The following is a 20,831-nucleotide window of genomic DNA, read 5'->3' as shown; positions in this document are numbered from 1 at the left end:
GCGCGGGGGTGGCTTTGTTTTTTTGGGGGGGGTTTTGTGTCCTCTCCCCCTCGGTGGGGGCGGGGGGGGGGGGGGGGGGGGGGGCCACCCCCCCGGGGGGGGGGGGCCCCCCCGGCCCCCCCCCCCCCGCTTCTGCGGGGCCTTGCGAATGACGCTGGATCAGGAAGCGGCCAGGCCGACCTTCAGCGCCGTGGCGATCTGCACCGCGCGGCGGGCCTGGAAGCCGATCGCGCCCAGGTTCTCGTCGTTCGGGGTGCCGACCTGGTTGTTCGAGACGTGGCTCGCACCGTACGGGTTGCCGTTGGTCGGGGCGAACTGGATGCCGTCCGAGTAGCCGGGGGCCACGATGATGGCGCCCCAGTGGTAGAAGGTGTTGTTCAGCGCGAGCAGGGTGCTCTCCTGGCCACCGTGCAGGGTGGAGGTGGAGGTGAAGGAGGAGACCACCTTGTTCACCAGCTTGCCCTGGAACCACAGGCCACCGGCGGTGTCGATGAACTGCTTGAGCTGGGCGGCCGGCAGGCCGAAGCGGGTCGGGGTGCCGAACAGGATCACGTCGGCCCAGTCGAGGTCGTCGAGCGAGGCCTCCTGGACGTGCTTGGTCTCCTCGACGTGGTCCGCCCACTCCTGCTTGGACGCCACCACGGCTTCGGGGGCCAGCTCGGCGACCTTGCGCAGCCGGACCTCGGCGCCCGCCTTCTCGGCGGCCGACGCGGCCTCCTCCGCCAGCTTGTGGACGTGGCCGGTGGACGAGTAGTAGATGATGGCGACGTTGGTCACGGTCGCTGCTCCATTTCGGAAGATTCAGGCATTCGGGATCAGAGGTCACCCGTCGCCCCGACTCTCCTCCGCTCCGCGGCCGGGGGGCAATCGCGCTCCTGAGACTTCGTCACCAGTGGCTCCCCCCGGCCCGGATGACCTTCCCGAACCGTGCCGAACCGCCCCCTCCCGCCCGATTCGAACGGACATCCGCAGGTGGGGGCGGGGCCGTCGGGTGTCAGTCGAAGACGCGGCGGGCGCCCGGGACGGAGCGTTCGCGGAGGGACCAGGTGTCGCGGCGGACGTAGGAGCGCTGGAGCCAGCGGTCGGTGCCGTCGTGGCGGGCGGTGAAGACGGAGCGGGCGTGCAGGCCCTTGCGGTTGTTGACCAGGAGGGCGTGGCCGGGGGCGAGGTGGACGGCGTGGCTGACGCGGGGGTCGCGGCAGGTCTCCTGGAGGCGGGTGAAGGCGGCTTCGGCGCGGGGGGTGAGGGGGTGGACGCCGTTGGCGGAGACGGCGATCTCGGGGGCCTCGCAGGGGCCGTGGACCAGGGGGACGGGGACGGAGAGGACCTGCTCGCGGCGGGCGACGTCGCGGCAGTAGCTGCCGGGCGCGTTGAGGCGGAACTCGGGGGCGCGCAGGGCGTCCTTGGTGGGCTCGTCGAGGGCGGCCAGGATGTCGCGGGCGTCGGCGTAGTAGGTGACGGCCTCGCCGTCCGGGTCCTGGCGCAGGCAGTGCAGGACCAGGAAGTCCGGGTTGCTGACGTCGTAGCGGCCGCTGGCGTCGTAGACGATGTCGTTGTGGTAGTTGAGGAAGACCTTGGAGCCCTGGTTGGTCTGGGTGGTGGCGCCGTGGCTGACCGGCACCACGTCGTGGACCGCCCGGCCGGCCTTCTCGGTGCGGAAGCCGATCGGCTCGCCGAGCAGTGCGGACAGTCCGAGCAGCACGCCCTCCGCCACGTGGCTCGTCTTGTCGCGGGCGGGGCCGCCGTCGGTGGGGGTGGGCGGCAGGGCCGGGTCGGTGGGCAGGTTGGTGATCAGCATGACGCCGGGGGTGTCCGGGTGCCGGCCGAAGTCCAGGACGGAGCGCAGGACTTGGGTGGGGAGAGCGGCGAAGGCCTGGAGCAGGGCGGCGCCGGAGGTGTCCAGGTCGGTGCTGGGGTCGGGCAGGGCGAGCAGGGGCTCGGCCAGCAGGTCCCGGTCCCGGTCGGTGAGGTCGAGCCGGCCGAAGGTGGTGGCGGTCGGTCCGATCAGCTGGATGGTCATGGCCGTTCGACTCCTTGCGGGTGAGTGGACGTCAGTTCTGCGTGCAGCTGCCGGGCGAGCTCCACGGCGGCGGTCTCGTCGGCGGCGAGCCGGACCTCGGCCGAGTCGCCCCGGACCGTGACGACGGGGACGCCGCCGGGCCGTCCTTCGGGGAGGCCGAGCCGGGTGCCGGTGGCGGCCAGGTCGACGTAGCCGCCGGCCACCACCACGCAGGGGCCCTGGGCGGTGGCGGCGGCGAAGGCCTCGATGCCGGCCCCGTTGAGCAGGGCGGCGGTCTCGGCGGCCCGGTCGGCGGTGGGGTGCAGCAGGGCGCCGGAGCGCCGGTTGAGCACCACCACGGCGGCGGGGGCACCGGTGCCGGCGATCACCGTGCCGACGGGGTAGGGGCCGCGGTTGCCCCGGCAGACCAGGGTGATCCGGTGCTCCTCGGCGAGCGCGACGGCCCGGCGGTGCAGCACCTTGGCGCCGTACGCGGAGAGCCGTCCGGCGTCCCGGTAGGAGAGTTCGGGGAGCAGCGTGCTGGCGGGGACGAGGTGGGGATCGCAGTCGTAGACCCCGTCCACGTCGGAGAAGATCTCGCAGTCGGTGGCGCCGAGCGCGGCGGCCACCGCGACGGCGGTGAGGTCGGAGCTGTTCTTGCCGAGCCAGCTGGGCCGGCCGGCGGTGTCGACGGCCTGGCCGCCGGGGACCACCAGCACGTCGGCGCCGGCCATCGCCTCCCGCAGCGGGGCGGGGTCGATGCCGGTGAGGGTGGCCCACATCGGGGATCCCTCGGTGGTGAGGCCGAGTTGGTGGCCGACCAGGACGGCGGCGCGCAGCCCGCGCCGGTCGAGGGCGGCGGTCAGCAGCTGGGCGCTGACGGTGTCGGCCAGGGTGAGCAGGCCGGCCACGTTCTCCTCGGCGGGGTGCGGGTGGACCTCGGTGAGCCGCTCGCGCAGGCCTTCGGTCTCGCCGGGCATGGCGCTGACCACCACGGCCAGTGGCCGGTGCAGGTCGCGCACCCGGTGGGCCAGGTAGTCGGCGATCCGTCCGTAGTCGGTGAGGTCGCGGAAGCTGGACCCGCCGAACTTGAGCACCACGGGCGGGTGTTGGCGAGGGGTCACAGCGTCCCCCGGCGGCGGAGTTCCTCGGCGATCTGGATCGCGTTGAGCGCGGCACCGATCCGCAGGTTGTCGGCGACGATCCACAGCCAGAACGAGCGCGGGTCCTGCGGGGTGACCCGGATCCGGCCGACGTGCACGTGGTCGGGCCGGTCGCCGACGGTGCGCGGGGTGGGGAAGGCGCCGAGCAGCTCCCGGTCGTGCACCGTGACCTCCTCGGCGGCGGCCAGCAGCTCCACCAACTCGGCGCGCTCCAGCGGGCGTTCGGTGCGGACCAGGGCGGCCTCGCTGTGTCCGTTGACCACCGGCACCCGGACGCAGGTGGCGGTCAGGTCGAGGTGCGGCAGGCCGAGGATCTTCTGCGACTCCTGGCGCATCTTCTGCTCCTCCAGGGTGAAGCCGTCCGCCAGCGGGCGGTCGATGGAGGGCAGGACGTCGAAGGCCAGGGAAGGGGTGAACTCCTTGGCCAGCGGCTCCTGTCCGGGCTCGGCCAGGGCGCGCCGGGTGTCCTCCCGGAGCTCCTCGATGCCGGTCAGTCCGCGGCCGGAGGCGGCCTGGTAGGTGGAGACCACCACCTCCCGCAGGCCGGCCGCGTGCTGGACCGGGCGGAGCAGCCGCACCAGCGGGATGGTGGAGCAGTTGGGGTTGGCGATCACGCCGCTGACCGGCCGGCGGTCCAGCTGCTCCGGGTTGACCTGGGGCACCACCAGCGGGGTGTCCGGGTCCATCCGGAAGGCGTTGGTGTTGTCGATGACCAGAGCGCCGGCGGCGGTGGCGGCGGGCACCCACTCCTGGCTGGTGCCGGTACCGGCCGAGAAGAAGGCCAGGTCGACGGTGGAGAAGTCGAATCCGTCGAGGGCGTGCACCGGGTGGGCGGCGCCGTCGAGCGGGAGTTCCCGGCCGGCCGAGCGGGCCGAGGCGACCAGGCTGACGGAGCGGTACGCGAAGCCGCGCTCCTCGATCAGCCGGGCGAGGGTGGTGCCGACGGCGCCGGTGGCGCCGACGATCGCGATCCGGGGCGCGTCCGGCGACTCAGACGTGGGCATGGTGGGGTGAACCCTCCTTCTCCGCAGGCGGGTTGGCCGCAGCGGGGTCGAGTGCGGGGTCGGGGACGGGGTCGGCCGTGGTGGCGGGCCGGTCGTAGCGGTGCTGGACGTGGGCGAGCATCTCCAGCAGCTCGGCGGCCCGGACCCGGCCGCCGCCCGCCCCGGCGGCGTCCGGCCGGATCGGCATCCGTCCGGTGGAGCGCCAGACCAGCCGGCCGCTCGGGGTGACGGCGGCCCGGGCCAGGTTGGCGTTGTCGGGGTGCAGGCAGTACGGGACGTCCAGCAGGCCGCGCCGGAAGGCGAGCACCAGGCAGCGCCGGACGGTGGGCGCCAGCGCGAGCACCGCCTCGATCAGCCGCCGGGCGTTGGCCGGGGTGGCGGAGCTGTCGGGCAGCACGGTGCCCGGGGTGCGGGCGGCGGCCTCGGCGTGCCGCAGTGCCTGGACGTTCTCCGCCACGGTCGGGATCCGGACCGCCTCGGCGACGGTCTTCACGATCAGCCGTTCGCTGCCGGTGGCGGCGGCCAGCCGGGCGCTGTCCTCCAGCAGCCGGACGGCGCCGCCGGGGGTCTGCGGGTAGACGCCCATGTAGGTGTAGACGACCACGTGCCGGCTCACCTCTGGCGGCAGGTACTCGTCCGCCAACTCCCGCAGCGCGTACAGGGCTTCGGCGTCCTGGCCGGGGTGGGTCTGCTGGGCGTGGCTGAGCGAGACGCTGCGCAGCCCGTGCTCGGCGAAGAACATCGCCTCCAGCACGCTGAGCGCCACCAGCAGGTCGGGCGGGCAGAGCTGTCCGAGCATGCAGCCGCCGAAGGTCTCCAGGTGCACCGGTTCGGGGTGGGCGGCGAGCAGTTCGCAGGCCCGGGCCCACTCCTCGGCGGCCTGGTCGAGCGGCACCCGGCTGTACGGCAGGCAGTAGGAGACCGGCCCGCCCTCGGTGGCGGTGATCCCGGCGTCCAGCATGGTCTCGAAGATCCGGTACGGCCGGGCCGAGCCGTGCCGGACCTGGACGGGGAAGCCGGGGCCGGCCACTCCGGCGAGCAACTCCCGTGTCCGTTCGGCGCCGTGGGCCACCAGCGGGTAGCCGTTCAGCGGCTGTCCGGAGGCCAGCGCGGCCCGGGCCCGGTCGTGCTGCCCGGTGCGGGTGAAGCTGTCCAGGGTGATGGTGCCCAGGCACCGGGTGCCGCTGTCGCGGACCGCGAGCAGCCCGCTCCGCATCCGGGCCGGGTCGGAGAAGCCCATCCTGGTCTGGACGGTGAGCCCGGCGGCGGAGCGCAGCTCCGGCCCGAAGGGGCGCAGGGCGGCGGAGGTCGTGGTCATCGGACCGCGCCCTCGGCCAACTCCCGCTGATCCTGCGGTGCTTGCAGGGACCGGAGGTGTTCGGCGAACTCCAGGGCGGAGCGCTCCGGGGTGAAGACGGCGTCGAAGCCGGCCGCCAGCAGGGCCCGGTACTGCCCGGGGTCGAGCGTCCCGTCGGTGGTCAGCTTGCCGCCGACCACGGCGTGCAGGTCGGTCAGGCCGGCCCCGCGGACGGCCCGGGCGGCGTCGGGGGCCTCGATCAGGCCGTGGCCGTTGACCGAGCTGAGCACCAGCAGGTCGGGCCGGTGCTCGCGGCAGCCGGCCACCAGGTCCTCGGTGGGCAGGCAGGGGCCGAGGTTGTGCACGGTGTAGCCGAGCTCCTCCAGCAGCAGCTGGAGGAAGACCAGGTTCCAACTGTGCGAGTCGGACGGGGTGGTGGCCACCACGGCGGTGGGCCCGCGCCCGTCCTCCCGGGAGGGCGCGGGGCCGGGGTGTCGGTGCCGGAGGGCGGTGCTCAGCACGGCAGCTCCCGGCGGGCCACCTCGTACGGGCTGCGGTTCCAGTCCATCACCGACCAGGGCAGCGCGAGCTCCTCCAGGGATCCGATCACCTTGGGCTCCAGGCCGCGCACCGGGACGGCCTCGGCGTGGTGGCGGTAGACGGTCTCCAGGTAGCGGTGGCCGGTGTCGGCGGCGATGAAGACGATCTGCCGCCCGGGGGCGCGCCGGGCCTCCCACTCGGCGGCCAGGTAGGCGCAGCCGGAGGACATGCCGCCGAAGACGGCGTGCCGGCGGTAGAGCTCGATGGTGGCGGAGACGGCCTGCTGGTGGGCGATCCAGTGGATGCGGTCGTAGAGCGCGTAGCGGACGTTGCCGAAGTACACCGGGCTGCCGATGCCGGAGATGGAGGCCACCGGGTCCTCGACCGGCTCGCTGCCGAAGGTGACGCTCTCGAACGGCTGGATGCCCACCAGCTCGGTGTCCGGCCGCAGTTCGCGCAGGTAGGTGGTGAGTGCGCCGGTGGAGGCGCCGGAGCCGACGCCGCCGACCAGGGTGACGGGGGCCGGTCCCAGTTGGCGGTGGATCATCTCCGCGGCCTCGCGGTAGCCGAGGTAGTGGTAGTCGGCGTGGTACTGCTGCATCCAGAACACGTCGTCCCGGGTGGCCAGGATCTCGTCGATCCGCCGGAGCCGGACCTCCAGGTCCATCTTGTCCACCATCGGGCCGGGCGGGATGGGCACCTGGTCGACCTCGACGCCGAGCAGTTCCAGCTGGATCCGGACCGACGGGTCGACCTTGGTGGAGCAGACCACCCGGCACTTCATGCCGTACTTGTGGCAGGCCAGCGCCAGCGAGTAGGCGTAGGTGCCGCTGGAACTGTCCATCAGGGTGTCACCGGGCTTCACCCGTCCGGTGGCCAGCAGGTGCTCGACGGCGGCCATGGCCGAGTAGACCTTCATGGTCTCGAACCGGGCCACCACCACGTTCCCGTCGATCCGGACCAGGTCCGGCAGCTTGACCGCGTCCGCGATGTGATCGAAGACCTGACGCTCAGACACTTCCCCATCCCACCTGTGAGAACTGGCACTGGTGGCCCAGGCGGAGGAAGAACTCGGAGAGCTCCGCGTGGGCGGCTTGGCTCGGCCGGGCCCGGAACAGATAGCCGATGACGGTGCCGGTGTGCGCGACGAACATGCCGTCGGCGCCGAAGCCGGACTGGTTGGCCCGCAGCTCGTCGAAGCTCAGCTTCGGCAGCGCGAGCTGGGAGAGCGCGGCGCTGCGGGCCGCCCCGGCCGCGACCCCCGCCGCGTCGCCCGCGTCGAAGGCCCGGACCAGGCCCTCCACGCAGTCCCGGTACGCGGAGCGGTGCCGCCGGTAGTGCGCGAGGAGGCCGGGGCCGGCCTCCTCGGTGTCGACCGTGCCCTCCTCGACCGCGTAGCAGGCGTAGAGCCCGACGGAGGCGCCGAGCGGACGGACCACCCGGTGCGCGCCGCTGAGGTAGAGCGCGAACTCGTCCAGGAAGACGCTGTCGGCCCGTTCGATCCGGGAGAGCACCGAGGTGACCACGGACTGCCGGTACTCCAGACCGAACAGCCGGAACAGGCAGCGCAGGGTGGCCACGATGTCGGCGGTGGAGCTGGCCATGCCCTTGCCGACGGCCAGGTCGGAGCGGTACTCCAGCCGGCCGGGCGGCATGGTGAGCTCGTGGTGGTCCAGGAACAGGGCCAGTGCCCGGGCCGCCTTGGAGCGGTCGCAGAGCCCGCTGTCGTCGAAGGAGTCGCCGCCCTCGGTGAAGGTGCACCAGCTGAACTTGTCCACCGGCAGCGAGACGATCGAGATGTGCGGGACGCCGTCCTCCCAGTGCGGGCCCTGGTAGAGCTCGCCCAGGGTGCCCCGGCTCACCCCGCTGTGGACCCTTCCGGTCACGGCGGGGCCGGGGCGTCCCGGGGCGAGCGGGCGGAGCAGGTCAGTCGCGGCCATCGAGGCCCCCCTGGTGCGGTCGGTCCGGAGCGGTGGCCTGGATCGCGTCCAGCAGCAGGGCCAGGCCCCGGTCGAGGTCCAGCAGGCCGATGGTGAGCGGGGGCAGCACCCGGAGCACCTCGTCCCGCCGGCCGCAGCGCTCGATCACCAGGCCGCGTTCGAAGCAGCGCCGCTGGACCCGGTCGGCCCACCGCGGGTCGGCGGTGTCCACCCCGAGGGCCGGGCCGCGGCCGCGCACGGCCAGCCCGGTCTCGGACCGGACCTGGTCCGCCCAGGAGCTCAACACCACGGCGTTGGCCGAGAGTTGGTCGAGGAAGCGCTGGTCGCTCCAGTACCGCAGGGCGGCCGCGCCGGTGACGAAGGCCAGCTGGTTGCCGCGGAAGGTGCCGCTGTGCTCGCCGGGCGCCCAGACGTCCAGGTGCGGGGCGATCAGCAGCAGGGAGAGCGGCAGCCCGTAGCCGCTGATGGACTTCGACAGGGTGATCAGGTCCGGCACGATGCCGGACTCCTCGAAGCCGAAGAAGTCGCCGGTCCGGCCGCAGCCGGTCCAGATCTCGTCGGCGATCAGCAGGATGCCGTGCCGCTCGGTGAACTCCCGCAGGGCGCGCAGGAATTCGGGCGTGGCGCAGTAGATGCCGCCGTCCGACTGGACCGGCTCCAGGATCACCGCGGCGGGCAGCTGGACCCCGCTGGAGGTGTCCGCGACCATCCGCTCCAGCAGCCCGACCGAGTCGAACTCCCCGGTGGGGCCGTCGGGGTAGGGCACGAAGACGGTGTGGTGCAGCTCGGTGCCGGCCGCCGCCCGGGTGGCCCGGTCGCCGGTGACGGCGAGCGAGCCGCCCGAGACGCCGTGGAAGCCGCCGTAGAAGGAGACCACCGTGCTGCGGCCGGTCGCCTTGCGGGCCAGCTTGAGCGCCGCCTCCACCGCGTTGGTGCCGGTCGGGCCGCAGAACTGCACCTTGTGGGAGAGCCCGCGCGGGGCCAGCACGGAGCTGCGCAGCGCGGTGAGGAAGTCCCGCTTGGCGACGGTGAACAGGTCCAGCCCGTGGGTCAGGCCGTCGGCCGCCAGGTACTCCAGCAGCCGGGCCTTGAGGGCGGGCGGGTTGTGGCCGAGGTTGAGGGCGCCGGAACCGCAGAAGAAGTCCAGGTACTCCCGGCCGGTCTCGTCGGTGAGCACCGCGCCCCGGGCGGTGGCGAAGACGGCGGGGAACCTCCGCGAGTAGCTGCGGACCTCGGACTCCAGGGTCTCGAAGACCTCGGTGCCGCTGTCCGCTCCGGGCTGCCTCGGGGCGTCCTGGCCGTGTGGGGCCGTCAGGATCCGCATCTCAGTGCCAGATGATGTCGTCGTCGCGGCGGGTAGTCCTGGTCATGTCTCCTCCTCTGCCCGTGCGGTGCCGTACGGGACGTGACTCGGGTTGGGGTGCGCCGGGCGGAAAGGGCCGGCTCCTGGTCAACTCGCGTGGAAAGAACGATGGTTGACGGCCCGAACGGGGCGGGCGACGGCTCGGCGCTCACCCATACAAACCGACCACGTGGTTTGATGTCAAGGCGTCAAAACCTGCTTCGATGACTGTCCGTCAAGAACGGCACCGTGCACGGACGTCACTTGTTGCACGCAGGTTGATGCGGCCGGGAAGGCCTGGGAAACCGCGGTCCGAGCGGTCCATACTCGCCGCATCCCCCACACCGCGGTGCGGCCCCGCACCGCCGTTCACTCCCCACGCCGCCGTGCAGTCCCGCATCCCGTTGATCGGAGATTCAGCGTGCAGATCGCCGCCCTGGAATGGCTCACCTTCGGGCTCGGCAACGCGGTCCGGGCCGCGAAGGAGCGCGGGTGGACCCTCCACCTGCTGACCGCCGACCGGACCGAGTACGCCTACGAGATCGACCGCTCCGACCCCGCCCACCTGGTGGTGCACGACCTCGACACCTCCGACGTGGCCGCCGTCGTCGCCCTGCTGCGCGGCATCGACGGCCTGGCCGGGCTGATCAGCACCACCGACGTCGGCAGCCTGGTCTCGCTGCGCGTCGCGGCCGAGCTCGGCCTGCCCTCACAGCCCGCCGCAGCCGTCGAACTGGCCAGGAACAAGGCCGAGTTGCGCCGCCACCTGCACGGCGCCGGGCTCTCCAAGGCAGCCCCCGTGGTGATCGACCCGCACGCCCCCGAGGCGCTGGAGTCGGCGGCCGGCCTCAGCTACCCGGCGGTGCTCAAGGACGTCTCCGGCACCGGCAGCCAGGCGGTCTGGATCGCCCACGCCCCGGCCGACCTGCCGGAGATCCTGGCCGCCGCCCGGGCCGGGCACCTGCGCGGCGGACTGCTCACCGCGGAGCCGTACTTCACCGGCTCGCTGTACAGCGCGGAGACCATCACCTGGGGCGGCCGGACCAGGCTGCTCGGCATCTCCAGCCGCCTGCTCTCCCCGCTGCCGCACTTCCGCGAGGACGGCGAGGCCTTCCCGGTCGCGCTGCCGCCGGCCCTGGAGGGCGAACTGGCCTCCTGGATCTCCTCGGTGCTCGGCGGGATCGGCTACCAGGGCTTCGGCCACACCGAGTTCATCCTCACCGCCGACGGCCCCGAGGTGGTCGAGGTCAACCCGCGGCTGGGTGGTGGCCGGCTCGGCGAGCTGATCTGCCAGGCCCTGGACACCAACATCTACGAGGCCTTCCTCGACATGGCGCTGGACACCCGCCCCGCGCTGATCGACGCCGAGCTGACGCCGGTGCGCGGCATGGCCGAGGTCTTCCTGAACGCCCCGCGGACCGGCGTCTTCGACGGCTTCGACGGCGCCGAGCTGCTGGCCGGCCACCCCGGCACGCCCCGGATGGCCTCCGCCCGGGTGGTCGGCGAGCCGGTGGACAGCCTGCACGACTGGCGGGCCAGCTTCGGCTCGGTGATCGCCGAGGGCCCGACCGCCGAACTGGCCATGTACAACGCCCTGGCCGCCGCCCGGCTGGTCCGCGTCCGGGTCAGCTGACCCGGCCTCAGCACCCCTCACCGGAGACGGAGGACTCCCATGACCAAGCCCCACCTGCTGATGGTCGGCGGTTGGAAGGAACTGATCGAGAAGGCGCTGGCCGTCGGCCACCGGGTCAGCTTCGTCGGCGACACCACCGCCGCGCAGTGGCGGGACGGCTGGCTGGAGCACAACTGCCTGTCCGTGCACCACGCCTCGGTCGAACAGATCAGCACCTGTCTGGTGCACGCCCGCGCCCTGCACCGGGAACACCCGCTGGACGCGGTGGTCTCCTTCACCGAGTACGGCCTGGAGACCGCCGCGGTGATCGCCGACGCCCTGGGCGTCAAGGGCCTGCCGCTGCGCCCGGTGGCGCTCACCCGGTACAAGGACGGGATGCGCGCGGTGCTCGACACCGTCCCCGAACTGGCGCTGCGCTGGCGGAAGGTGGGCACCGGGGCCGAGCTCCGGGAGTTCTGGGAGCAGCACGGCCCCGAGCTGATCCTCAAGCCGCTGGCCGGGGCCGGCAGCGAGGGCGTGTACGAGATCAAGAACGCCCGCGACCTGGCCGAGGCGGAGGAGAACCCGGACTGGCAGGGTGAGGTGCCCTACCTCACCGAGCGCTTCGTGCCCGGCGACAGGCTCTACAGCGTGGAGACCGTGACCAGGGGCGGCGAGCACCGGACGGTCGCGGTCACCATGGCCAAGCTGATCGGCGACCCCTGCACGGTGAACAACTACCTGATGCTGCCGCCGCCCCCGCCGTACGACCAGCACGCCGAGCGGCTGTCCGCCGCCGCGCACCGGCTGCTGGACGCGATCGGGCTGGAGTGGGGCTGCGCCCACACCGAGCTCAAGGTGGACGTGGACGGCCGGGCCGTGGTGATCGAGTCGCAGACCCGGGTCGGTGGCCAGGGCATCTCCAGGATGATCGAGTGGTCCACCGGCCTGCCGAACATCGACGCCGTGCTGGCCGAACTGACCGGGCAGTGGATCGAGTTGGGTGCACCGGAGGGCCGGGTCTCGGTCGCCTTCTCGCTGGTGGTGCCGGGCGGCCGGGTGCACGCGGTGGCCGACCCCAAGGTGCTGGACGCCATCCCCGAGGTGGTGGACCACGAGATCCGCATCGAGGCGGGCGCCGAGCTCTCGGAGACCGTGGACAACTCCAGCCGGCACGGGCTGGTCTGGCTGACCGCCGACACCCACGAGCAGCTCTTCGCCGGGATGCGGGCCGTCTGTGACAACTACTGGGTGGAGTTCGACGATGGCCAGCTCTGGCACCCCTCTTTCTGAACAGACCGACACCGCACCGGAGTTCGTGAAGAGCAAGGCCCCGACGCTGACCGGGAGACTGCGGTTCTTCCTGGTCAGCTCGTTCCTGCTGCCGCTGGGCAGCTTCATGGTGCTGCCGTTCATGTCGGTCTACCTGCACCAGCGGCTGGGCCTGGGCCTCGGCCTGGTCGGCCTGGTGATCGGCACCGCCTCGCTGGTGCAGTTCTCCGGCGGGATGGCGGGCGCGCTGGTGGCCGAGCGGCTCGGGCTGCGCCGCACCATGCTGCTCGGCCTGACGGTCCGCTCCTCCGGCTTCGCGCTCTTCGCCGTCTCGCCCCTGCTGCCCCCGCTGGCAGTGGCCGCCCTGCTGCTGACCGCCGCCGGGGACGCCTTCTACACCCCCGCCAACAAGGCCTACCTGGTGGAGGAGGCCGGGCCCGAGCGGCGCCCGCTGGTGCTCTCGCTCACCAACTCCGCGCTCAACACCGGCATGGCGCTCGGCCCGCTGATCTCCGGCACGGTGATCCTCACCGCACCGGTGCCGGTCTTCACCGCCACCGCGGTGATCTTCGCCGGGATCGCGGTGGCGCACGCCCTGCTGCTGCCGGCCGACCGCCCCGGGCCGGCCGACCCCGGCCAGCGCCGCGAGGTCCTGCTCAAGGCCCTGCTCCGGCCGCCGATGCTGGCCGCCGCGGCCGGCGCCTACGTCTACATGTTCTTCCAGAACTACCTGGTGGTGTACCTGGCCGACCACCACTCCACCGGTGTCTACAGCCTGCTCCTGCTGCTCAACACGGTGCTGGTGATCGTGGTCCAGCCGCCCGCCTCGCGCTGGATCGGGGCACTGCCCTTCCGGCGGGCGATGCTGCTCTCCTTCGGCGCCTTCGCGCTCGGCCTCGGCCTGCTCGGGGTGCACGGCCTGCTGGGCATCGTGGCCGGCACCGTCCTGGTCTCGCTCGGCGAGGTGGTGGTCTTCCTCCGCTGCGACCTGGCCGCGCTCGACTCCCTGCCGGACCGCCCGGCCGCCGCGGTCGGCACGCTCCGGATGGCCCAGGGCCTCGGCGCACTGGCCAGCGGCGTGGTCGGTGGCCAGCTGTACGCGCTGACCAGCCGGGACGGCGGCGGCACGCCGTGGTTCTGGCTGCTGGTCGCGGTCCAGGGCCTGGCACTGGCGGCCGGGTCGGCCCTGGTCCGGCGGCGCCGGGGTGCCGGGAGTGCCGGGGGTGCCGGGGGTGCCGGGGCGCTGGAGCCGGTGTGAGGGAACGGTGGTGACGGAACGGCCGCGTCCGCCCGCCCGTTCCCCGGGACGTGGCGTCCGACCGGAACCACCTGCCTCTTCCATCCGACGGACTGACGGACGGGTGCGCGGAGCGGTGGTCGGCGGTTGGCGGGGCGGGGATGACAGGGGACGGCATGGAGTTCGGGACGCTGCACACGGAGCTCTACCGGCAGGCGCTGGAGCACGGGCGGCTCCCGTCCGGCCACCGCACCCCCGCCGAACAGGCCGCCGTGGACGAGCTGGTGACGGCCCGTCTGCTCCGGATCGAACCGCTCACCGGCGCCACCGTCCCCTGCACCCCCGAGACCGCCGCCGCCCACCTGCTCGGCCCGATCGACGCCGTGATCCGCCGTCACCAGCGGGAGGCCCGGGAGGCCGAGGAGCAGCTGGCGGTCTTCCGGGCCGCCTACCAGGAACAGCGCCGCCGCGGCGGCCACGGCCGGCACGAGCAGCTGGAGCAACTACGCTCCCTGGACGTCATCCGGGCCACCCTCGGCGACCTGACCGACGGCGCCGAACGGGAGATCCGCACCGCCCACCCGGTGCTCCCGCCGCCCGAGGCCCTCGACGAGGGACTGGAACGCACCACCGCCTCGCTGGCCCGCGGCCTGCGGCTGCGCACCGTCTACCCGCACAGCGTGCTCACCCGCCCCTACATGCGGCGCCACCTGGAGAAGCTGGTCCAGGCCGGCGCCGAGTTCCGCACCGTCAGCCGGGTGGCCTCCCGGCTGATCCTGTTCGACCGCTCGGTGGCCGTGCTGCCGACCACCGGTGACGAACCCTCCGCCCTGGTGGTCCGCGAGGAGTCCCTGCTCGGCTACCTGCACGCCGGTTGGGAGACGGTCTGGGAAGGCGCCCTCCCCTTCGAGCTGACCCCGGACCGCTCCAGCTACGAGGAGGCCGACCAGGAGGTCAAGCGCGCCATCGTCCGCCTCCTCGACCAGGGCCTCAAGGACGACGTGGTCGCCCGCAAGCTCGGCATCTCGGTCCGCGTCTGCCGCCGCCACATCGCCGAGATCCTCCAGGAGTTCGGCGCCGCCAGCCGCTTCCAGGCCGGCAGCCGCGCCCACCTCTACGGCTGGCTGGACGGCTGACCCGGATTCCCGTGGCGGGTACGAACTGACGGACGATAACCTGCCCCCCCTCGGCCCGTGCCAAGGGCCCGGTGGCAAGGGGAGGCTGGGAGATGGGGGAGCGCGTACGCGCCCCGCGCCGCTTCGGCGGTGGAAGGTTCGCGGTGGTGGCCGCGTTGGCGGCGGTGCTGGTGGGCGGTCTCGCCGTACCGTCCGCGCAGGCGGAGGGGCCCTCGGGGCCGGCCGTGGCGGCGGGCGGGGACCTGACCGGGGACGGCCGGGTGGACGTGGTGTCCGTGACCCACGAGCTGTGGGTGGTGCCGGCGGGTGGGGCGCCGTACGCGGCGGCCACGGCGGAGCAGAGCCCGGAGGGCGTCCGGTGGGACGGCTACCAGGTCACCCGGCGGGGGAGTGCCACCGGCACCGGGACGGACGACCTGTACGTCTTCGGCCAGGCCTCGCACACGCTGTACCTGTACCCGAACGACGCCAACTCCGGTGGCAGGCCCGGGTACTTCACCAAGAAGGACCGGGCCGTCCGGGTGGCCAAGCCGCAGAGCTGTGCGGCGGGTACCGACTGCACGGGGTACGACGCGACCTGGGGTTCGACGACCCAGGTGGTGGCCACCGACGGGATCCTGAACTCCGAGGGCGTGCCGGACCTGGTCACGGTGGAGAACGGCACGCTCTGGTACTACCCGGGCAGGGCCGGCGGCGCGGTGATCGGTGCCCCGGTGAAGCTCGGCAGCGGTGACTGGCGCGACGTCACGGTCATGGCCCCGGGCCGGGTCGGCGGGGTGCCGGTCCTCTGGGCGCGACTGGGTCTCTACCAGCCCGTCCTCGCAGCCTACCGGCTGGCCCCCGGCACCGACGGCCTGCTCCGTTCGCCTGCGGACACCTTCGTCCTGCAGAACGGCGAACGGGACGCCTCCGGTGCCGGCCAGTGCTTCAGCATGGAGGCCGGTGGTGTGGCCCCCTGTTCGCCGACCACGCGTGGGTGGCAGTTCTACGCGGACGGGACGCTGCGCCAGGGTGAGAACTGCCTGGCCGGGGGCGAGGTGCTCGCCAACGTCAGCTGTGTGAAGCAGGACGCGCGGGTCTGGAAGCCGGTGGACGGGGGAGGGCTGGCGAACGGCGACGGGGCCTGCCTGACGCTCCGTTCGGGCACCGTCGTGCTGGAGCCGTGTGACGGCTCGGCCCGTCAGCGCTGGGGTGTGCGGAACACGGACCCGGCCGCCGATCCGCTGCCGCTCCCGGCACCGCTGGACGTGGTCACGCTGCCGGGGGACGTCCACTTCACCGGGTACGCGCGCGAGTTCACGTCGCCGGGTGACCTCGACGGGGACGGCAACCCGGAACTCGCCACCCTGGGCGACCCGCTCGTCGTGTACCGGGGCGCCGCCCCGATCGCCGGGCGCGCCGGCTTCGGTGAGCAGGTGTCCTACGGCCGGCCCGATCAGAAGCGGACGACCGTGAGCTGGTCGTCCCCGGTGGACGCGTCCGACGTGCTCTACTCGGCGTGCGCGAGCCTGCGGGTGGACCAGGGCGGCAGCCTGGTGGTCACCGAGCTGGCGAGCGGCCGGGTGCTCTGGTCCAGCAACACCCCGGGCCGGGTGGGCGGCCGCATCGTCATGCCGTTCGAGGGCGGGCTGCAGCTCCGCGACGTCCGCGGCACCACCTACTGGTCGGCGCCGGTCAACGGAAGTCACCTCACGGTGCAGGACGACTGCAACGTGGTGCTCCGGGGCGGTGGCGGCACCGCGCTCTGGTCGACCCGGACGTACGACCCGGCGCACGAGACCGACGGGGCGCTGCTGCTGACGGGCCGTTCGCTGAAGGGCGGCGAGCAGCTGACCACCGGGACCACCGCGCTGACCATGGGCGTGGACGGGAACCTGGTGCTGACCGAGCGTCAGTCCGCGCGGGTGCTGTGGACCTCGGGGACCGAGGGCCATCCGGGCGCGGTGGTCGCCCTGGAGGCGGACGGCAACCTGGTGATCCGGGACGCGGCCGGCGCGCCGCTCCGGGACAGCGGCACCTGGGGCACCGAGGGCACCCGCCTGCTGGTGCGGAAGGACGGCGGTCTGACGCTGTACGACGCCGACAGCAAGGCCCTGTGGTCCACCGGGACCCGGCTCGGGGAGGACCTCGAAGGGACGGTGGTCCCGTCGGGCCGCACGCTGCGGTCGGGCGAGACGGTGGAGTCGAAGGCCGGGCGGCTGGTGATGCAGCCGGACGGGAACCTGGTGCTGTACTCCAAGGCCACCGGCAACTCTCGTTGGCACAGCGGGACCTGGGGCAACGAGGGCGCCACGGTCACCATGCAGTCGGACGGCAACCTGGTGGTGCGGGCGGCCGACGGCCGGGCCCTGTGGTCCACCGGCACCTGGACCCACCGCAATGCCCGCCTCGTGCTGCGGGACGACCTCGACCTGCTGGTCCTGGCCACGGACGGCAGTCGGCCCTGGGCCACCGGGACCGGCAAGGACGCGGGCGCCGGCCGTGGGGTGGTCCTCCGGGCGACCACCGTGCTGAGCGGCGGCCAGGCGGCCTTGGAGGGCATGAGCGGGACCGCCCTCACCATGCAGGAGGACGGCAACCTCGTCCTCACGCGTGCCGGTCGGGTGCTCTGGGCCTCCGGCACCTGGGGCAACCCGGGCGCGTGGGTGACGGTGCAGTCCGACGGCAACGTCGTGCTTTACGCCGGCGGCCGGGTCCTCTGGTCCACCGGCACCTGGGGCCACCCGGGTGCCCACCTGGTGGTCCAGGGCGACGGGAACCTGGTGCTGTACGACGTCGACAGCGCACCGCTGTGGGCCTCCGGCACGCAGCGGTAGGCCCGACGCCTCCGCACGGGGTGGCCCGGTCCCGCAGGGGACCGGACCACCCCGTCGGCGTTCCGGGATACCGCGTGGCGGATACGAACTGACGGGCGATAACCTGCCCCCCCTCGGCCCGTGATCACGGGACGGACGGACGGCCGGTGCCGAGGGCCCGGCCCAGACGGGGGAGGTCAGGAACATGGGGGAGCGCATCAGCGCCCCGCGCCGCGCAGCCGGCAGACGATTCGCGGCCGCGGCCGCACTGGCGGCGGTGCTGGGCGGCGGTCTCGCCGTGCCGCAGGCGCACGCGGAGGGGCCGTCGGCGCCGACCGCGAAGGTGGCCGGCGACCTGACCGGTGACGGCAGGGCGGACCTGCTCTCGGTGGGCGGTTCGACGTCGGCATCGCTGACGGTGCTCCCGGCCGGCGGGGCGCCCTACGTGGCGTCCGCGACCGGGCAGAGCCCGGACGGCTTCGACTGGTCGACCTACCAGGTCAGCAGCCGGGGCAGCGCCACCGGTGGCAAGGGGGACGACCTCTTCGCCTTCAGCAGCACTCCGAAGACCCTCTACCTCTACCCGAACGACGCCAACTCCGGAGGCCGGCCGGGGTACTTCACCAAGAAGGACCGGGCCGTCGCGGTGGCCAAGCCGGGCACGTGCGCGGCGGGATCGGACTGCACGGGCTACGAGCCGTCCTGGAGCGCGGTGAGCCAGGTGCTGGCCACCGACGGGGTCCTGAACTCCGACGGCATGCCGGACCTGGTCACGCTGGAGAAGGGCACGCTCTGGTACTACCCGGGCAAGGCCGGTGGCGCGGTCATCGGAGCCCCGGTGAAGCTCGGGATCCACAACTGGACCGCAGCCACGCTGATCGCCCCGGGCAAGGTCGGCGGCGTGCCGACGCTCTGGGCGTCAGCCCCCCGCGGCACCACCACCGCCCTCGTCTCCTACCGGCTGGAGTTCGGCCCGGACGGCCTGCCGGTGAAGCAGCTGTACTCGCCCGTGGCCGCCTTCCAGGTGCAGAACGGTGAGCGGGCCGAGAACGGGGACCGGCAGTGCCTCGGCGCCCCGGGCTGGGTGGCACCGTGCTCGCAGGGCGGCACGGTGTGGCGCGAGGCCACGGACGGGACGCTGCGGGACGGCGGCCTCTGCTTCACCCTCCGCGACGGCAAGTTCGGCACCGAGGACTGCACCGGGCTCCCCGGGCAGCAGTGGAGGCCCACCGCCGCCGGTGCGCTCGCCACCGCGGACGGCAGCTGCCTGACGGTCCTTCCGGAACGGAAGGCCGGGACGGCCCCGTGCGACGGCTCGCCGCGGCAGACCTGGGGCAGGACCACCTCGGACCCGGCGTCCGGGCCGGCGCCGTTCCCGGTGGTCTTCGACATGCTCACCTTCCCGTCGAAGAGCAAGGCCGACCCCTGGTACTCCGCCGAGCGCTCCTACTCCTCCCAGGGTGACCTGGACGGGGACGGGCACCCGGAGCTGCTGGCCACCATGTTGTCCACCGGCGCCCAGTCCCTGGTCACGGTCGTGCACCGGGGCAGTGCCCCGGTCGGCGGCCTCGCGGCGCTCGGCGGGTACGAGTCGCTCGGGGACCTCGGCAAGCGCCGTACCACCCTGGCGGCGGACGAGAAGGTCGGCTCGCTCGACGTGTACTACTCGGCGTGCGCCAGCCTGAAGGTGGAGCCGGGCGGCAGCCTGGTGGTCACCGAGCTGGCCACCGGCCGGGTGCTCTGGTCCAGCAACTCGCCGCACACGCCCGCCGGGTGGATGGAGGTCCGGCGGGACGGCACGCTCACGCTCCGCGTCTCGGACGGCAGTGTCTACTGGTCCGCTGCGGGCCGTGCTCCGGAGGGGTCGGGCCTGCCCGTGCTCTCGGTGCAGGACGACTGCAACGTGGTGCTCCGCGATGGTGACGGCACCGCGCTCTGGTCGACCCGGACGTACGATCCGGCGCACGAGACGGACGGGGCGCTGCTGCTGACGGGCCGTTCGCTGAAGGGCGGCGAGCAGCTGGTCACCGCGTCCACCGCGCTGGCCATGGGCGTGGACGGGAACCTGGTGCTGACGGACCGCCGCTCCTCCCGGGTGCTGTGGACCTCGGGGACCGAGGGTCACCCGGGTGCGGTGGTCGCGCTGGAGGCGGACGGCAACCTGGTGATCCGGGACACGGTCGGCGCGCCGCTCTGGGACAGCGGCACCTGGGGCACCGAGGGCGCCCGCCTGCTGGTCCACGAGAACGGCAACCTGGCGCTGTACGACACCGACAGCAAGGCCCTCTGGTCCACCGGGACGCACTACACCGGTGTCGACGCCCAGGGCACCACGATCCCCTCCGGCCGCACCCTGCGTGCGGGCGACACCGTGGAGTCCAGGGTGGCGCGGCTGGTGATGCAGCCGGACGGGAACCTGGTGCTGTACTCCAGGTCCACCGGCAACTCTCGTTGGCACAGCGGGACCTGGGGCAACGAGGGCGCCTCGGCCACCATGCAGTCGGACGGCAACCTGGTGGTGCGGGCGGCCGACGGCCGGGCCCTGTGGGCCTCCGGCACCTGGACCCACCGCAACGCCCGCGCCGTGGTGCAGGACAACCTCGACTTCGTCCTCTACTCCCCGGCCGCCAAGCCGGTCTGGGCCTCGGGCACCGACCTCTGGGAGGCCGCCCGGCGCGGCACCGCGGTCTGGTCCGGTGCCGGGATCGGCAGCGGCGGATCGGTGACCGCCCACGGTGCGGACCAGCCGGCCCTCACCATGCAGACCGACGGCAACCTGGTCCTCACCAGCGCCGGCCGGGTGCTCTGGGCCTCCGGTACCTGGGGCCACCCGGGCGCGTTCCTGACGGTGCAGTCCGACGGCAACGCGGTGGTCTACGGCGACGACGGGCAGGCCCTCTGGTCCACCCGCACCTGGGGCAACCCGAACGCGTTCCTGGTGATCCAGGACGACGGCAACCTGGTCCTCTACGACGCCGACGGCGTCGCCCGGCTCTGGGCCTCCGGCACCCACAAGTAGGCCCCGAGTCCGACGCACCGTCACACCCGCGCGGGGGCGGCCCCGGTCCTTCGACGGACCGGGGCCGCCCCCGTCGGCGTCAGCGGGCCACGTAGCCGGTGAGGATGGCCTGCACCTCGTAGATGTCCACGCCCTTGGTGAAGGTCTTCTGGATCGGCAGCGGGTTGCCCGAGACCCAGATCTTCAGCTCGGCGTCGAGGTCGAAGGTGCCGGCCGTCTCGACCGCGAAGTGGGTGATGCTCTTGTAGGGGATGGTGTGGTACTCGGTCTTCTTGCCCGTTATCCCCTGCTTGTCGACCAGGATCAGCCGGCGGTCGGTGAACAGGAAGGTGTCCCGGACCAGTTGGTAGGCGGCGTGGATCTGCTCGCCCTGGCCGAGCAGCCGCGCGAACTCCTGGGCGGCCGCCGCCGGGTCCACCTTGTGTGCGTTGCCGAAGAGCGCCATGCCGCTCCTTCCGTCGGGTGCCCCGTCCGG

The 20,831-nt window shown here is 73.2% G+C and carries 16 protein-coding genes; 6 read left to right on the top strand and 10 right to left on the bottom strand.

The features are described 5' to 3' along the window. Positions 1-159: 159 nt before the first annotated feature. The 9 genes from wrbA to ACIA8O_RS09490 form a co-directional block, all read right to left on the bottom strand. Positions 160-777, bottom strand: a complete 618-nt coding sequence (gene wrbA, locus ACIA8O_RS09530; RefSeq protein WP_396293059.1) for an NAD(P)H:quinone oxidoreductase — start codon at positions 775-777, stop codon at positions 160-162. A gap of 217 nt (positions 778-994) precedes the next feature. Then, the gene (locus ACIA8O_RS09525) at positions 995-2,020 is read right to left on the bottom strand and encodes a TauD/TfdA family dioxygenase (protein ID WP_396293058.1); all 1,026 of its coding nucleotides are present in this window, start codon (positions 2,018-2,020) and stop codon (positions 995-997) included. Further along, positions 2,017-3,099 carry an aspartate kinase gene (locus tag ACIA8O_RS09520; protein ID WP_396293057.1) on the bottom strand — a complete coding sequence of 361 codons (1,083 nt, stop codon included), beginning with the start codon at positions 3,097-3,099 and terminating at the stop codon, positions 2,017-2,019. The genes ACIA8O_RS09525 and ACIA8O_RS09520 overlap by 4 nt, the downstream gene beginning before the upstream one ends. 20 nt (positions 3,100-3,119) lie before the next feature. Then, positions 3,120-4,166, bottom strand: a complete 1,047-nt coding sequence (locus tag ACIA8O_RS09515) for an aspartate-semialdehyde dehydrogenase (RefSeq protein ID WP_396293056.1) — start codon at positions 4,164-4,166, stop codon at positions 3,120-3,122. Then, positions 4,153-5,484, bottom strand: coding sequence for a methylaspartate mutase (locus ACIA8O_RS09510; protein WP_396293054.1), 1,332 nt, complete (start codon positions 5,482-5,484; stop codon positions 4,153-4,155). The genes ACIA8O_RS09515 and ACIA8O_RS09510 overlap by 14 nt, the downstream gene beginning before the upstream one ends. Next, complete coding sequence (locus ACIA8O_RS09505) at positions 5,481-5,984, bottom strand: cobalamin B12-binding domain-containing protein (protein WP_396293053.1); 504 nt, start codon at positions 5,982-5,984, stop codon at positions 5,481-5,483. The genes ACIA8O_RS09510 and ACIA8O_RS09505 overlap by 4 nt, the downstream gene beginning before the upstream one ends. Then, complete coding sequence (locus ACIA8O_RS09500; protein WP_396293052.1) at positions 5,978-7,021, bottom strand: pyridoxal-phosphate dependent enzyme; 1,044 nt, start codon at positions 7,019-7,021, stop codon at positions 5,978-5,980. The genes ACIA8O_RS09505 and ACIA8O_RS09500 overlap by 7 nt, the downstream gene beginning before the upstream one ends. Next, the gene (locus ACIA8O_RS09495) at positions 7,014-7,943 is read right to left on the bottom strand and encodes a hypothetical protein (RefSeq protein WP_396293051.1); all 930 of its coding nucleotides are present in this window, start codon (positions 7,941-7,943) and stop codon (positions 7,014-7,016) included. Before ACIA8O_RS09495 ends, ACIA8O_RS09500 begins: the two co-directional genes overlap by 8 nt. Beyond that, positions 7,930-9,267, bottom strand: a complete 1,338-nt coding sequence (locus ACIA8O_RS09490; RefSeq protein ID WP_396293050.1) for an aspartate aminotransferase family protein — start codon at positions 9,265-9,267, stop codon at positions 7,930-7,932. Before ACIA8O_RS09490 ends, ACIA8O_RS09495 begins: the two co-directional genes overlap by 14 nt. A 439-nt stretch (positions 9,268-9,706) precedes the next feature. Between ACIA8O_RS09490 and ACIA8O_RS09485 the strand changes: the two genes are divergently transcribed. From ACIA8O_RS09485 to ACIA8O_RS09460, 6 genes are all read left to right on the top strand, one after another. Further along, complete coding sequence (locus ACIA8O_RS09485; protein ID WP_396293049.1) at positions 9,707-10,918, top strand: ATP-grasp domain-containing protein; 1,212 nt, start codon at positions 9,707-9,709, stop codon at positions 10,916-10,918. Positions 10,919-10,957: 39 nt separating this feature from the next. Continuing rightward, complete coding sequence (locus tag ACIA8O_RS09480; protein WP_396293048.1) at positions 10,958-12,190, top strand: ATP-grasp domain-containing protein; 1,233 nt, start codon at positions 10,958-10,960, stop codon at positions 12,188-12,190. Further along, positions 12,162-13,427, top strand: coding sequence for an MFS transporter (locus ACIA8O_RS09475; protein ID WP_396293047.1), 1,266 nt, complete (start codon positions 12,162-12,164; stop codon positions 13,425-13,427). Before ACIA8O_RS09480 ends, ACIA8O_RS09475 begins: the two co-directional genes overlap by 29 nt. Before the next feature lie 155 nt (positions 13,428-13,582). After that, the gene (locus tag ACIA8O_RS09470; protein ID WP_396293045.1) at positions 13,583-14,542 is read left to right on the top strand and encodes a hypothetical protein; all 960 of its coding nucleotides are present in this window, start codon (positions 13,583-13,585) and stop codon (positions 14,540-14,542) included. A gap of 92 nt (positions 14,543-14,634) precedes the next feature. After that, positions 14,635-17,358, top strand: a complete 2,724-nt coding sequence (locus ACIA8O_RS09465; RefSeq protein WP_396293044.1) for a ricin-type beta-trefoil lectin domain protein — start codon at positions 14,635-14,637, stop codon at positions 17,356-17,358. Positions 17,359-17,542: 184 nt separating this feature from the next. Then, positions 17,543-20,356 carry a hypothetical protein gene (locus ACIA8O_RS09460; protein WP_396293043.1) on the top strand — a complete coding sequence of 938 codons (2,814 nt, stop codon included), beginning with the start codon at positions 17,543-17,545 and terminating at the stop codon, positions 20,354-20,356. Between the two features lie 79 nt (positions 20,357-20,435). Here ACIA8O_RS09460 and ACIA8O_RS09455 read toward each other — a convergent pair whose 3' ends face one another. Then, entirely contained in the window at positions 20,436-20,801 is a 366-nt protein-coding gene (locus ACIA8O_RS09455) for a PH domain-containing protein (RefSeq protein ID WP_396293042.1), read from the bottom strand. Positions 20,802-20,831 lie beyond the last annotated feature (30 nt).

Origin of the sequence: Kitasatospora sp. NPDC051853, from assembly GCF_044452665.1 — a bacterium.
GTDB lineage: Bacteria > Actinomycetota > Actinomycetes > Streptomycetales > Streptomycetaceae > Kitasatospora.
Note: the sequence above shows the minus strand (reverse complement) of the source record. Positions and strands in the feature narration are given on the sequence as shown.